The organism is Bacillus cabrialesii (assembly GCF_004124315.2).
Taxonomy (GTDB): Bacteria; Bacillota; Bacilli; order Bacillales; family Bacillaceae; genus Bacillus; species Bacillus cabrialesii.
In genome coordinates, this window is the sequence record NZ_CP096889.1 from 275,028 (window position 1) to 288,987 (window position 13,960).

The window sequence follows — 13,960 nt, forward strand, 5'->3', positions numbered from 1 at the left end:
AGTTGTGATCCATTATTCTAAAACAGAAAGGAGATTGAAGCGTGCAATGTATTATGAAAAAGCTGTCCAGAAAACGATCGATTGGATTGAATCACATTTACATGAGCAAATATCAAATGAGGATATTGTAAACGTTTCAGGCTTTTCAAAATTCCATTTTCATCGGATTTTTCAAAAAGAAGTCGGTATGTCGGTTGCTTCTTATATTCGGTTAAGACGTCTTGCGAATGCAGCGGCAGCTTTGCTTTATACAGATCTTCGCATTATTGATATTGCTTTGTATTATCAGTTTGAATCTCAAGAAGCATTTACGAGGACGTTCAAAAAGCTGTATCACATGCCGCCTGGCGCATATCGAACATTTATGAAGCAATTTGTTTCAAAAAAGGAGGAATCTTGCGTGGAGAATAAAATGAAGGGTTGGGTTTTGAGCGGGAGCCATCCGTTCCAATTCGAAATGGGGATTGATCGGGAAAATGTACATCAAGGAAAAGCTTCAGGGTATTTAAAATCAACGATGGTGCAGGATATCGGTGAATTTGCGACGATGATGCAGCAATTTAAAGCAGATCGCTATCTAGGAAAAAGGCTTCGTCTATCAAGTTTTATCAAAACAAAAGGTGTGCAGCATTTTGCTTCTCTATGGATGCGGGTTGACAGTGCAGCTGATGATGTTCTCCAATTTGATAATATGAGCAACAGGCCTATTGCCGGAACAACCAATTGGAATCATTATGCTATCGTTTTAGATGTCCCTGAAAATAGCGCCGTGATTTCTTTTGGCGTCCAATTATCTGGACCGGGTCAGGTGTGGATGGATCATGTTGTTTTTGAAGAGGTAGATGAGTGCGTTCCTTCAACAAACCTTGAAATGCCGGGAGAACTTTTGGATGAGCCGGTAAATTTATCTTTTGAAGAAGAATTATAAAATTAGTTTTCAGATAACTACTTTTATTAGTAAGTTAATGGAAAATACTATTCTGAGGTAATAAACCCTTGTGCCGCTTGAGTTTGTAAGAGCTTGGATATTTTTATCAGTCTGGGCGGATATGTTCATCTTTGCGGGAATTTCCTGTATGATATAGTAAGAGTGTGCATAACAACTAACTATAATTGAACAGGGTGTTTAAATCATGGAAAAACAATACAGAGTATTACTTTACTATAAATATGTTCCGATTGAAGATCCAGAGGCGTTTAGAGAGCAGCATCTGGCTTTTTGTAAGGAGCTTGGTTTGTTAGGCCGTATCCTTGTTTCTTCTGAAGGAATTAACGGTACGGTATCAGGTACGGTTGAGCAGACTGAAAAATATATGGAAACAATGAAAGCTGATCCTCGTTTTGCGGATATGGTATTTAAAATTGATGAAGAAGAAGGACATGCGTTCAAAAAAATCTTCGTCCGCCATAAGAAGGAGCTTGTAACGCTTCGTCTTGAAGATGACGTGGATCCGAATGAAACAACGGGACAGCATTTGAAGCCTGCGGAATTTTATGAGAAAATGCAGGATCCAAACACAATTGTACTCGACGCACGTAACGATTACGAGTATGATCTTGGCCATTTCAGAGGCGCTGTCCGTCCTGACATTGAAGCCTTCCGTGAATTGCCTGAGTGGATTGAGGAAAACAAAGACATGCTTGAAGGCAAACAGATTTTAACGTACTGCACGGGCGGCGTGCGCTGTGAAAAATTCTCAGGCTGGCTGATGAAGCAAGGCTTTGAAGATGTATCACAGCTTGACGGCGGAATCGTGACATACGGAAAAGATCCTGAGGTGCAAGGCAAGCTTTGGGACGGCCAGTGCTACGTATTCGATGAAAGAATCAGCGTGCCTGTCAACCGTGTTGAGCATGTGATTGTCGGAAAAGACTACTTTACAGGTGAACCGTGTGAGCGTTATGTGAACTGCGCGAATCCATCTTGCAACAAAAAAATGATATGCACACCGGAAAATGAGTATAAATATATGCGCAGCTGCAGCCACGAATGCCGCACGAACCCAAGAAACCTTTATGCGCAAGAGCACAATATGACAGAAGAAGAAGTAAACGCGAGACTGGCAGCGATTGAAAATACAGATCACGCTGCTGCTGAATAATGGAAAGAACACCTCGGAAATGAGGTGTTCTTTTTTTATAAGCTTTCGGTTTGTCCGTTTACGGAGGCCCATTCTTTTTGGCGGAAGGCTTTTTCCCATTTTGACACCACGATACAGGCCATCGCATGCCCCGGTACGTTCACGCCTGTTCTCGCCATGTCCATGACACGGTCAACTCCCGCTATAATGGCAACACCTTCAGCCGGAAGCCCCACAGCATTGGCGGTCGCCAGAAGAACAACAAGCGATCCTGACGGAACAGCTGCAATGCCTTTACTGGTCATGACAAGCACAAGCATCATGAGCAGCTGCTGGGACAATGTCATGTCTACATGAAAGGCCTGAGCCAGAAAAATACAGGAAACCGATAAATATAAGCTGGAGCCGTCACAGTTCAATGACAAGCCGGAGGGAACGACAAATGATACCACTCGTTTTGGGCAGCCGTATTTCTCCATTCTGTCCATCAGCTGGGGGAGAATGGTTTCGGTGCTGGTGGTGGAAAAAGCGATCAAAAACAGATCCCATATCATTTTCAGGACTTCGAAATATTTAATATGAAAGATGAGACCGACAAGCGGAAAGAGGACAAAGAGGATCAGGAACAGGCCAAGGAAAACCGTGCCAACCAGTTTAAACATAGGGAGGAGGAGCTCGATGCCATATTGGCCAACAGAGGCCGCCATCAAGGCTAACACGCCGATAGGGGCAGTCACCATGACGATTTGCGTGAGTTTGAACATGATTTGAGCGGCGGATTCAAAGAAATTCATCACTGGTTCAGAGGCTTTGCCAATGCCGGCAGCGGCGACACCGAATAAAATCGCAAAGAAAATCACGGCAAGCAAATCATTTCTGGCCATCACATCAATAATGTTTGTAGGGATAATGTCGAGGATCATTTGTTTGAAATCAACAACTTTTTCAGTGTAGCCGGACAGTTCATCGATATCTTTTTTCGCCAAATGGGAGAGATTAAGCCCGACACCCGGTTTTAAGACATTCGCTAATAAAAGTCCAAGCGCCAATACAAGCGTGGTAATCACTTCAAACCAAATGATCGTCTTGATGCCGAGGCTGCCCATTTTTTTCATGCTTCCGCTTCCTGCGGCCCCGATGACAATAGTAGAAAACACAATCGGCACGACAATCATTTTAATCAAGCGGATAAACCCGTCTCCGACAGGCCTCAGCGCCATTCCGAAATCAGGAAAAAAGTGCCCGATCACTGCGCCGACTGCCAAAGCGATTAAAATTTGAAACGCGATCAATTTTTTCAAATGAATCCCCCTTTAAAAAGATAATAGGATGAGGCATATTCATATCATTCGTTGAATCAAAGGCAAACCCCTTTTTTCAAGTTATTTTATTTTGATAACGCTTTCATTATGTTGGCGAAAAAGTCCCCCGCACCAGGGGGGACTTTTTTACTTCATTTGAATATGCTTCATATCCTCTTCAGATACATTTGTAAAAATGACCGGTGTCACAGCCGAAGCGGCATGCTGCTTGATGTAATCGAGATTAAATGTAAGCAGTGTTTCGCCTTGTTTGACGGCTTGTCCGCTCGTGACATGGGCTTCAAAACCTTCCCCATTCAATTTGACGGTATCAATGCCGACATGAATCAGGATTTCGGTGCCGCCGGCGCTTTTAAAGCCGATGGCGTGCTTCGTTGGAAAAATGGAGACGATTTCGCCATCCGCAGGAGCAACGACTTTTCCTTCTGATGGATCAATCGCAACCCCCTCGCCCATCATTTTTTCTGAAAAGACTTGATCAGGCACGTCCGCCAGAGAGACTGTTTTGCCTTTGAGCGGATAAATAAAGGCCTCGCCGGAAACAGGCTTTTGCTGTTGGTCAGCTTCCGTATCCAGAGCGGCGGCGGTGTCAGGGACTCCTCCGGCCATGATCGTTTTGATGTCGTCTTTTAAGGCATCGGACTTTGTTCCGAATATCGCCTGAAAGTTGTTGTTGACTTCGAGCACGCCTACTGCGCCCAGCCGTTTTAATTCATCCTTGCTGACTTGGCTCGGCTGATGAACGGTCACGCGCAGCCTTGTAATACACGCGTCAAGGTTGGCGATATTTTGCTGTCCGCCTAAGGCCTGCAGCACGTGAAAGGCAAGCTGGTCTTTTGCGACAGGAGCTTTTGCCTCAGTCTGATCGGCTTCATCTGTTTCACGGCCGGGTGTTTTCAAATTCCATTTCAAAATCGCAAATCGGAACAAATAATAATAAATGAAGGCAAACACGATCCCGACAGGAATGACAACCCAGCCGTTTGTCGACAGCCCGTAGTTCAAGACATAGTCGATTCCGCCGCCTGAGAACGTATAGCCGTGGCGCACGTGGAATAAATCACAAACGACAAAGATGACGCCGGCGAGAATCGAGTTAATTAAGTAAAGCACGGGCGCAACGAACAAGAAAGAAAACTCAACCGGCTCTGTAATGCCCGTCAGCAAAGATGTGAGCGCCGCAGAAATCATCACGCCGGAGATCATTTTTTTCTTTTCCGGACGCGCGGTATGGATAATGGCAAGAGCAACTGCCGGCAGACAGAAAATCATGTAAGGGAAATCTCCCATCATAAAGCGCCCGGCTGTCGGGTCTCCCGCGAAAAACCTTGTCAGGTCGCCGGTTACGGTATTGCCTGTTGACGGGTCTGTATATTCTCCCATCATAAAATAGAAAGGTGTATAAAAAATATGATGCAGGCCAAAAGGAATCAGCAAACGGTAGATCGTTGCGTAAAAGAACAGGCCGACCGTTGAATCGGCAATTAAACTGCTGGCCGCGTTAATTCCGTTTTGGATCAGCGGCCAAACGAATGAGAAAATCACGCCGATTGCCAGTGAACTGACGGACGTAATAATCGGGACAAACCGTTTTCCCGAGAAAAACCCAAGGACCGGATGCAGTTCGATTGATGAAAAACGCTTATATAAATAGGCGGCAAGAAGCCCGATGATGATTCCGCCGAATACCCCCATATCAATCAGATGCTCGGCTCCTTCATACGGAGGCTGAAGGCCGAGCAGTTTTCCCATGTTGTCGAGGGTGGCGGTTAAAATGAAGTACCCGATGACAGCGGCAAGTCCGGCTACACCTTCGCCGCCGGCTAAACCGATCGCGACCCCCACGGCGAAAATCAGCGGCAGGTTATCGAATACAACGCCGCCCGCATCCTTTATAATAGGGATGTTCAGTAAATCCTTGTCACCAAAACGGAGCAAAAGACCGGCTGCCGGCAGGACGGCAACCGGAGTCATTAACGCGCGGCCAAGCTGCTGCAGAATTTGAAATGCCTTTTTAAACATGACAGTCTCCTTTTATTGTGTTATGAGTGTGATGCATTTTGTAATTTTTGAGCCGCTTTTTGATCGGCGATAACGGTTACATCATTGTGTTTTTGGAGAATTGAGGCTGGCACATCTGTCGTAACAGGGCCTTCAGCCATCTTTTGAATGGCATCTGCTTTTTCCTCGCCGCTCGCTAAAAGCACAATATGTTTGCTGAATTCCATGATGGTTTTAATGCCCATTGAAATCGCAAGTCTCGGCACCATTACAGGGTCGCCGCCGAAGAATCTGGCATTTGCCTGTATCGTGCTTTCTGACAGCTTAACCACTCGTGTCCGCTCCTCAAAATCAGATCCCGGTTCATTAAAACCGATGTGGCCATTGGCGCCGATGCCGAGAATTTGTACATCTATGCCGCCCGCCTGACGGATGAGATCCTCGTATACCTTGCATTCAGCTTCAAGCTGCGGATTGTCTCCTTGCGGGATATGGATTTGGCCGGGCTGCATGTTGATATGCTGAAACAGCTGCTCATGCATAAAATGGTTATAACTTTGCGGGTGAGATGGAGAGAGACCAGCGTATTCATCCAAATTAAATGTAGTAACCTTTGAAAAATCAAGTTCGCCTGCCTGATAGTCTGAAATCAGCTGCTTGTACAAGCCGACCGGCGTGCTTCCTGTCGCCAAGCCGAGGACGGCATCTTTCTTAGCTTGTATTTGTTCTTTAATAATGGTAGCGCTTAACTTGCAGAGTTCTTCATAGTGCTCGGCGATTATAATCTTCATGTGACACCTCCTCAAAGAGATAGACAAGCACCATATTTGTCATGATCAATTTATGATAGTTGTCATTACGAATTTAGCACCGCCTTTATCAAACTGTCAATATTAATTTCTGAAAATTCGTTATAAAAAAAGGATACAAATCTTTCATATTGGGAAGGCAAATGGTATCATGGTCTCAATCAAAAGGAACCGTTTCCATACAGAATGGGGAGAATGAAATGACAGCTTTATATTCTGTTATCAAGTTTAAAATCATTGAATTAATTAAGTCGGGCAAATATCAGGCGAATGATCAGCTGCCGACGGAGAGCGAGTTTTGCGAGCAATATGATGTCAGCAGAACAACGGTGAGACTGGCCCTGCAGCAGCTTGAACTTGAGGGATATATTAAGAGGATTCAGGGCAAAGGAACATTTGTATCAGCGGCAAAAATACAAACACCGATTCCGCATAAAATTACGAGCTTTGCAGAACAAATGAGAGGCCTGCGTTCTGAATCAAAAGTGCTTGAACTCGTGGTGATCCCTGCCGATCACTCCATTGCCGAGCTTTTGAAAATGAAAGAGAATGAACCTGTCAACAAGCTTGTCAGAGTCAGATACGCCGAGGGTGAGCCTCTGCAGTATCACACCTCATATATTCCTTGGAAAGCGGCACCGGGGCTGGCGCAGGAAGAGTGCACCGGCTCGCTGTTTGAGCTGTTAAGTACAAAATACAACATTGAAATCAGCAGGGGGACGGAATCGATCGAGCCGATTTTAACCGATGAAACGATCAGCGGCCACTTGTTAACCAATGTCGGAGCGCCGGCGTTTTTATCAGAATCCCTTACCTATGATAAAAATGAAGAAGTAGTAGAATATGCGCAAATTATTACCCGGGGAGACCGAACGAAATTCACCGTAGAACAGTCATATCATTCATAAAGCAATACGTGATAAGAAAGGAATGGTCGTTCTATGTTTCTATCGACGAATGGAAAAGTGCTGTGGGGAGCTGTGATTGCTGCATTCCTCCTTTCAATCGTGTTTTACCCTTTTCTTCCGGCGCAGATGCCGATTCATTATGATGTAGCGAACAGCCCGGATCTGACGGTTAACAAGCTGGCGGGGACTGTGATGCTGCCTGTTTTGATGGTGGTGTTTGCATGGGCGCGGAAGATCAATTGGCCATTTGTGATCGCAGTGTATATTTTGCTGATTTGCCACATTGTCGTCCTTTATTTAGCGGTCTAAATCAAACAGCCAGAATAAAACTGGCTGTTTTTCTTTAATTTCAGCTTCATCTGACAATGAATGTGGTGTATAATAGCTGATGATCCTAAAGAATATTCTGAAATTTATCGGTGTGGAGCGGCGTATCATCAAAAGAGAGACTTTATATTTTTTGCAGCTTTAAAAAGACTGAATATTTAAACAACTATGACTGAAAGGTGTGCTGATCAGATTGAATAAGCTTATTGAACGAGAAAAAATTGCATTTCATAAGGAAAAACCCGACCCGTCATCCTTGGAGTTCGGGAAATATTTCACAGATTATATGTTTGTGATGGACTATGAAGAGGGAATGGGCTGGCACCATCCGAGAATTGCTCCATACGCGCCGCTTACGCTTGATCCGTCTGCATCCGTTTTCCACTATGGCCAGGCTGTCTTTGAAGGATTAAAAGCGTACAGAGCAGAAGATGGCAGGGTGCTGCTGTTCCGGCCGGATCAAAATATCAAACGTCTGAATAGATCGTGTGAGCGCATGAGTATGCCTCCTTTAGACGAAGAGCTTGTGCTTGAGGCATTGACGCAATTAGTTGAGCTTGAGAAAGATTGGGTTCCAAAGGAAAAGGGAACGTCACTGTATATTCGTCCGTTTGTCATTGCTACAGAACCAAGTCTTGGTGTGAAGGCATCCAAGAGCTATACATTCATGATCGTGCTTTCGCCTGTTGGCTCTTATTATGGGGACGATCAGCTGAAGCCGGTCAGAATCTATGTCGAAGATGAGTATGTTCGGGCGGTCAATGGCGGAGTCGGACATGCGAAAACGTCCGGGAATTACGCCGCCAGCCTTCAGGCGCAGCGAAAAGCGAATGGGCTGGGCTATGACCAGGTGCTGTGGCTTGACGCCATTGAAAAGAAATACGTGGAAGAAGTAGGAAGCATGAACATCTTTTTCGTCATCAACGGGGAAGCTGTCACACCGGCTTTAAGCGGAAGCATTTTAAGCGGGATTACACGCGCGTCTGCGATTGACCTGATTCGCAGCTGGGGCATTCCGGTTCGTGAAGAGAGAATTTCAATTGATGAGATTTACGCGGCCGCTGCACGCGGAGAATTGACAGAGGTCTTTGGCACTGGCACGGCAGCGGTCGTTACGCCTGTCGGTGAACTCAATATTCATGGGAAGACGGTGATTGTAGGCGACGGACAAATCGGGGACATTTCGAAAAAACTGTATGAATCGATAACAGATATTCAGCTTGGCAAAGTGAAAGGGCCGCTCAACTGGACGGTGGAAGTTTGACGATGAAAAAGAACCTGCCCGGAGGCAGGTTCTTTTTATTTTGAATGTGTTATATCAGCAGCCGGCTGGTTTTTTCGGTTTTTCGCGTAATACACCGCATAGCAGACGGCCATAAACGGAATGCCGCAATACAATGCGATTCTTTGGTTCGGATCAAAGGCTATGCCGATAACAGAAGCCAGGCATAACAGGAACGCGGCAATCGGCACGAACGGGTACAAAGGGGTCCGGTATTTCAAATCGGCAATCTTGTTTCCCGCTTCGATATAACGTTTTCTAAACATGAATTGAGAAGCGGCGATTCCCATCCACACGACAACAACCGCAAAACCGGAAATCGATACGAGCACAACGTATACAGTGTCTGGTGCAAATACGCTGGACAGCAGTGACAAAATGCCGCCAATCATGCTGAACACCAGTGCGTTAAACGGGGTTCCTTTTGATGTCAGCTTTGCAAACGTTGGGTGAAGCGTCTTTTCTTTTGATAACGACCACAGCATCCGGGAAGAAGCATAGAGTCCAGAATTTGCCGCTGACAGGATCGCTGTCAGAATGACAAAGTTCATGATATCGGCTGCGTACGGTACTCCGACTCTGTCAAAGACAGCGACAAACGGGCTTTTGATGACGCCTGCATCTTGAATTGGAATCATCCCTGACAGTACAAAAATCGTTCCGACAAAGAAGAGTGAGAGCCGCCAGACCGTTGTTTTTATCGCTTTTGGTATCGTCTTGTCGGGATCAACACTTTCTCCAGCGGCAATTCCGATCAGCTCCGTTCCCGAAAAGGCAAAATTGACGGACAGCATCGTCATCAAGATCGGGACAAATCCATTTGGAAAGAGCCCGCCTTCCGCAGTGAAGTTGGACAGCATCGGAGCGGCTTCTCCGCCTTTGATCGGGATAATGCCAAACATGGCAGAGCCGCCTAACAGAATAAACAATACAATGGCTAATACTTTAATGCTGGAAAACCAAAATTCTGATTCAGCGAAAAACTTGACCGAAAATGCGTTAAGCAAGAAAATGAGCAGCGCAAAGACGGCGCTCCACATCCAAACGGATGTATGAGGGAACCAGCGCTGCATTAACAGGCCTGCTGCGGTGAATTCTGATCCCAATGCCACGGTCCATGTCAGCCAGTACAGCCATGCAACCGTAAACCCGGTGCCCGGCCCTATGTATTTGGCTGCATAAGTGTGAAAGGCGCCTGTCACAGGCATGGCCACAGATAGTTCACCGAGGCACAGCATGACCAAATAGACGATTCCGGCGCCGACCAAGTAGGCGAGTATCGTTCCCGCCGGGCCTGCCTGCTGAATGGTATAGCCAGAGCTTAAAAACAGACCGGTTCCGATGACACCTCCTAAGGAAAGCATAAAGAGGTGCCGGCTTTTCATACTTCTCTGAAAGTTTGTCTCATTCTTGTTGTGAGCGGAGTTCATTTTATTCCAACTTTCTATCGGCGATTTTTCCTTCCTAATAAAAAATCTCATGTCAGCGAGTGACACGAGACTCCGGCGAACCGGCTTTTAGATAGAATATACAAACAATTCCGATAAGTCAAGTTGTTTTTATAGAGCGCGCCCAAGCCGCAATTTCTTTAATATCTTCAGGTTTTGTCCGGCAGCAGCCGCCGATCAGCTTCGCTCCTTTTTCAAGCCAGATGCGGGCGGTTTCTCCGTAAGGTTCCGCGCATGCCGCGCCGTTCCACGTTTTTGTCTCCGGATCATATTGCTCGCCTGAATTCGGATAGACGATGATCGGTTTTGATGTGTGCTTTTTTAACTCCTCGATCAAGGAAGGGATATGCTGAAGCGGCGTGCAGTTGATGCCGAGCGCTGCAATTTGGCGATACTCATCAATCCATGACGCACAGTCAGCTGCAGGTGTTCCGTCACTGATATGCAGACCGTCTTTTGCACTGAAGCTGATCCACGCATACGTTTCAGGAAATTCCTTCAGCAGCCGCACAATCGCTTTTGCTTCGGTCAGACACGGAATTGTTTCGCATGCCAAAACATCAGCTCCGGCTTCGATAAGCGCTTTGATCCGGGGACGATGAAATTCTATCAGTTCATCCTCTGAGATTCCGTAGTTGCCGCGATACTCAGACCCGTCCGCAAGATAAGCGCCATAAGGGCCTACAGAAGCCGCAACGATCGGTTTTGGCCGATTCAGTCGGTTCTCTTCAAACGCCCAAAATTCATCACGTGCTTCTGCTGCGATGGTGACGGACATCTCGATGAGCCGGCGTGCTTCCGCTTCGCTCAGCCCGCGTGCGGCAAAGCCTTCAAATGTAGATTGATAGCTGGCGGTGATCGCACAGTCGGCGCCTGCCGCGAAATAATCAGTATGGACTTGTTTAATCAGGTTCGGCTCTTCCATCAGGATTTTTGCCGACCAAAGACTGTCGTTCAAATCACAGCCCTTGCGTTCAAGCTCGGTCGCCATGGCGCCGTCTAGCACAATCAGCGGGTATGTCTCTAGTATGTGTTGGATAGGATTCATAGAATGTACCGATGCCTTCTTTCAGATTTTTTAAAAAAGATATGAAAATCGTAATGGACGCTTACAGGTTTGTCAATAAACGCAAAAGGGAAAGGTGTTCAGCCTGTATGTCTGAACACCCTTTTTTTACGATATTTGTTTGTTGTGGCTGTCAGCCTGTGTGTCAGAAAGCGGCCAGCATTCAATGCCATTGTGGTTTTTTAGCACATCTTTATAAAAGACCGGATCTTTGCCCGCTTTTTTCTGGCGTGTATAGTCTTGCAGCGCCGCAAAAACGACCTTTGATAATAAAGCAATGGCGATTAAATTCACGACGACCATCAAGCCCATGAACAAATCAGCAAGATCCCAGACGAGCTGGACTTTGGCGACACAGCCAAACACAATCATCGCCAGCACGCCGATACGGTAGACGAATATCAGTTTTTTGCTTTTGTTCAAAAACCCGATATTGGTTTCGCCATAATAATAGTTTCCGATTAAAGCACAGAATCCGAATAACAAAATCAGAATGGCGAGAAAGCCTGATGCCCACGATCCGACATGGGAGCTGAGAGAGGCTTGTGTCAACGCGATTCCGCTCAGTCCCGGAGTATGATAGGCATCCGAAAACAGGATGATAAAGGCGGTGCTTGTACATATGACCAGCGTATCTGTGAGTACACCAAACGCTTGGATCAGCCCCTGTTTGACAGGATGGCTTGTTGTTGCTGTGGCAGCGGCATTCGGTGCACTTCCCATTCCCGCTTCATTTGAAAAAATTCCTCGTCTGACGCCTTGCATTAGCGCCGCTCCCAAAGCGCCGCCGGCGGCCTGTTCAAAGCCAAATGCGTTTTTCACGATCAGCGCCAGCACGTCTGGCAGCTGCGTAATGTTGGTGAAAATCACGAAAAACGCAACTCCGATATACAGGACCGCCAATACGACGACAATGGATTCAGCCAGCTTCGCAATGCGTTTTACACCGCCGAAAATAATCGTGCCGAACACAGCAATTAAAATAAGTCCCAATGTCAGGCGGTTTGTGCCGAACGCGTTTTCAAAAGCGAGGCTGACTGTATTTGATTGAACCGAGTTAAAGACAATACCGAACGATAAGGTGATTAATACGGCAAACAGCGCGCCCATCCACCTTTTGTTCAGCCCTTTTTCCATATAATAAGCGGGCCCGCCGCGGAAGCCGTTTACATCTTTTACTTTATAAATCTGAGCCAGTGTGCTTTCCACAAAGCTGGATGCTGATCCGATAATGGCGATAATCCACATCCAGAAGATCGCACCTGGTCCGCCGAGCGCAATAGCGATGGCAATGCCCGTAATATTTCCTGTGCCGACACGGGCCGCCATGCTGATGCAAAACGCTTGAAACGGAGAAATGCTGTTTTTCGACCGGGAAGCAGCACCTTCTCTTAACACTTTCACCATTTCTTTCAGCATGCGAACCTGCAAAAACTTAAGCCTGACCGTAAAATAGATTCCCAGTGAGAGGAGCAATACAATTAATAGCTTTGACCATAAAAGATCATTTGCGATACCGACGATATGTTCCAGGATTTGCTGCATACGATCACCTCTTTTTTATGTTTAAAAAATGCTGAGCTCCCACTCTTGCGCCATATGCTTCAGCAGCATACCGCCGGTGAGGCTGTTGCCGTATTCGTCAATGGCAGGACCGAAAATGCCGATGCCGCATCCGAATTGAAAAGGCTGGTCTCTTCGGGCGCTTGGAGGAACCAGCGCCATGATGCCGCCGGAAACGCCGCTTTTGGCCGGCACGCCGACAAACGCCGCATATTTCCCTGAAGCGTTGTACATGCCGCACGTCAGCATTAACGCCTTGGCTAATTTTGCAACGTCTTTTGGAATCACCTGCTTACGGTGAATCGGATGATAGCCGTCATGGGCAAGAATCAGGCCGATCAATGCAATGTCTTCTGTCGTGCTCTCCATCGCGCATTGCTTCAAGTAAACCTCAAGCGTTTCTTCTACATCTGCTTCTAAAAAGTTTGTTTCTTTTAAATAGTAGGCCAGCGCTCTGTTGCGGTGGGCGGTTTCCCATTCAGACTGGAACACTTCCTCATGAATTCTCGGCCGTTTTCCTATTAACGTTTCCATCACCGAGTAAAGAAACTCGAGCTTATCGTGTGCCGACTCACCCGGAAGAAGCGAGGCGATGGTGAGGGCGCCCGCGTTGATCATAGGGTTAAATGGCTTTCCCGGCTTGTTGATTTCGAGCCGAATGATTGAATTAAAGGCGTCACCTGTCGGCTCGACATCTACGCGGTCGAGCACATAGGGAATGCCCCGGCTCATGCAGGCGGCGATAAAGCTGATCACTTTTGAAATGCTTTGCAGGGTAAAAGGGACGTTCCAGTCACCGGCGTGTATCATTGTTCCGTCAGGCTCCAATATACAAATGCCGAGCTGTGAGTCATTGACTTTTCCTAAAGCGGGGATATAGTTTGCACTTTGTCCATTGGCGGCAAAGGGGCGATAGTGCTCCACCCAATCTTGCAGCTGTGACACAGAGTCTTTTTCTTCTTGGCGCTCTATGATGAGTTCTTTCATCGAATTCCTCCTCACTGTTTTTCTTCTTTAAGGATTGAGATGTATTAAAACGAAGGCTGAGGGGGCATTAAACGCTTTCATAAAAGCGGAAGGTATATTTACTGTATAATGGCGACTACAGAATCATACAAAATACGACAAAAATATGTTGAAAATAAGCCGTAAG

General features: G+C 46.5%; 12 protein-coding genes. 5 read left to right on the forward strand and 7 right to left on the reverse strand.

The window, feature by feature from the left end; all coding sequences use genetic code 11:
• The first annotated feature begins 46 nt into the window (after positions 1 to 46).
• Positions 47 to 928, forward strand: a complete 882-nt coding sequence (locus tag EFK13_RS01540; protein WP_129506844.1) for a helix-turn-helix transcriptional regulator — start codon at positions 47 to 49, stop codon at positions 926 to 928.
• Between the two features lie 205 nt (positions 929 to 1,133).
• Complete coding sequence (gene trhO / locus EFK13_RS01545) at positions 1,134 to 2,102, forward strand: oxygen-dependent tRNA uridine(34) hydroxylase TrhO (protein ID WP_129506843.1); 969 nt, start codon at positions 1,134 to 1,136, stop codon at positions 2,100 to 2,102.
• 35 nt (positions 2,103 to 2,137) lie between these two features.
• Here trhO and gltP read toward each other — a convergent pair whose 3' ends face one another.
• The 3 genes from gltP to nagB all read right to left on the reverse strand — a co-directional run bounded on the left by gltP (position 2,138) and on the right by nagB (position 6,195).
• A complete protein-coding gene (gene gltP, locus EFK13_RS01550) occupies positions 2,138 to 3,382 on the reverse strand; it encodes a glutamate-aspartate/proton symporter GltP (RefSeq protein ID WP_103747696.1) in 1,245 nt (414 codons plus the stop codon).
• Between the two features lie 147 nt (positions 3,383 to 3,529).
• The gene (gene ptsG / locus EFK13_RS01555; RefSeq protein WP_129506842.1) at positions 3,530 to 5,425 is read right to left on the reverse strand and encodes a glucose-specific PTS transporter subunit IIBC; all 1,896 of its coding nucleotides are present in this window, start codon (positions 5,423 to 5,425) and stop codon (positions 3,530 to 3,532) included.
• 20 nt (positions 5,426 to 5,445) lie between these two features.
• Positions 5,446 to 6,195, reverse strand: coding sequence for a glucosamine-6-phosphate deaminase (nagB, locus tag EFK13_RS01560; RefSeq protein ID WP_129506841.1), 750 nt, complete (start codon positions 6,193 to 6,195; stop codon positions 5,446 to 5,448).
• Positions 6,196 to 6,413: 218 nt separating this feature from the next.
• On the opposite strand from nagB, the gene gamR reads away from it, so the two are divergent.
• The 3 genes from gamR (at position 6,414) to EFK13_RS01575 (ending at position 8,712) form a co-directional block, all read left to right on the forward strand.
• Positions 6,414 to 7,121, forward strand: a complete 708-nt coding sequence (gene gamR, locus EFK13_RS01565; RefSeq protein ID WP_129506840.1) for a transcriptional regulator GamR — start codon at positions 6,414 to 6,416, stop codon at positions 7,119 to 7,121.
• Positions 7,122 to 7,154: 33 nt separating this feature from the next.
• A complete protein-coding gene (locus EFK13_RS01570; protein WP_129506839.1) occupies positions 7,155 to 7,430 on the forward strand; it encodes a DUF1648 domain-containing protein in 276 nt (91 codons plus the stop codon).
• A gap of 211 nt (positions 7,431 to 7,641) precedes the next feature.
• Complete coding sequence (locus tag EFK13_RS01575; protein ID WP_129506838.1) at positions 7,642 to 8,712, forward strand: branched-chain amino acid aminotransferase; 1,071 nt, start codon at positions 7,642 to 7,644, stop codon at positions 8,710 to 8,712.
• A 35-nt stretch (positions 8,713 to 8,747) separates the two neighbouring features.
• Here the strand turns inward: EFK13_RS01575 and mmuP are convergent, their stop codons facing one another.
• From mmuP to EFK13_RS01595, 4 genes are all read right to left on the reverse strand, one after another.
• Positions 8,748 to 10,160, reverse strand: a complete 1,413-nt coding sequence (gene mmuP / locus EFK13_RS01580) for an S-methylmethionine permease (protein ID WP_129506837.1) — start codon at positions 10,158 to 10,160, stop codon at positions 8,748 to 8,750.
• Positions 10,161 to 10,278: 118 nt separating this feature from the next.
• Positions 10,279 to 11,226: a homocysteine S-methyltransferase gene (mmuM, locus tag EFK13_RS01585; protein WP_129506836.1), complete on the reverse strand. Its 948-nt coding sequence runs from the start codon at positions 11,224 to 11,226 to the stop codon at positions 10,279 to 10,281.
• A gap of 126 nt (positions 11,227 to 11,352) precedes the next feature.
• Entirely contained in the window at positions 11,353 to 12,789 is a 1,437-nt protein-coding gene (locus EFK13_RS01590; RefSeq protein WP_129506835.1) for an alanine/glycine:cation symporter family protein, read from the reverse strand.
• Between the two features lie 21 nt (positions 12,790 to 12,810).
• Entirely contained in the window at positions 12,811 to 13,794 is a 984-nt protein-coding gene (locus EFK13_RS01595) for a glutaminase (protein WP_129506834.1), read from the reverse strand.
• Between the last annotated feature and the right edge of the window lie 166 nt (positions 13,795 to 13,960).

Coding starts and splice junctions, on each gene's coding strand:
- EFK13_RS01540 (WP_129506844.1), top strand. CDS start 47: ATGTATTATGAAAAAGCTGTCCAGAAAACGATCGATTGGATTGAATCA.
- trhO (WP_129506843.1), top strand. CDS start 1,134: ATGGAAAAACAATACAGAGTATTACTTTACTATAAATATGTTCCGATT.
- ptsG (WP_129506842.1), bottom strand. CDS start 5,425: ATGTTTAAAAAGGCATTTCAAATTCTGCAGCAGCTTGGCCGCGCGTTA.
- nagB (WP_129506841.1), bottom strand. CDS start 6,195: ATGAAGATTATAATCGCCGAGCACTATGAAGAACTCTGCAAGTTAAGC.
- gamR (WP_129506840.1), top strand. CDS start 6,414: ATGACAGCTTTATATTCTGTTATCAAGTTTAAAATCATTGAATTAATT.
- EFK13_RS01570 (WP_129506839.1), top strand. CDS start 7,155: ATGTTTCTATCGACGAATGGAAAAGTGCTGTGGGGAGCTGTGATTGCT.
- mmuP (WP_129506837.1), bottom strand. CDS start 10,160: ATGAACTCCGCTCACAACAAGAATGAGACAAACTTTCAGAGAAGTATG.
- mmuM (WP_129506836.1), bottom strand. CDS start 11,226: ATGAATCCTATCCAACACATACTAGAGACATACCCGCTGATTGTGCTA.
- EFK13_RS01590 (WP_129506835.1), bottom strand. CDS start 12,789: ATGCAGCAAATCCTGGAACATATCGTCGGTATCGCAAATGATCTTTTA.
- EFK13_RS01595 (WP_129506834.1), bottom strand. CDS start 13,794: ATGAAAGAACTCATCATAGAGCGCCAAGAAGAAAAAGACTCTGTGTCA.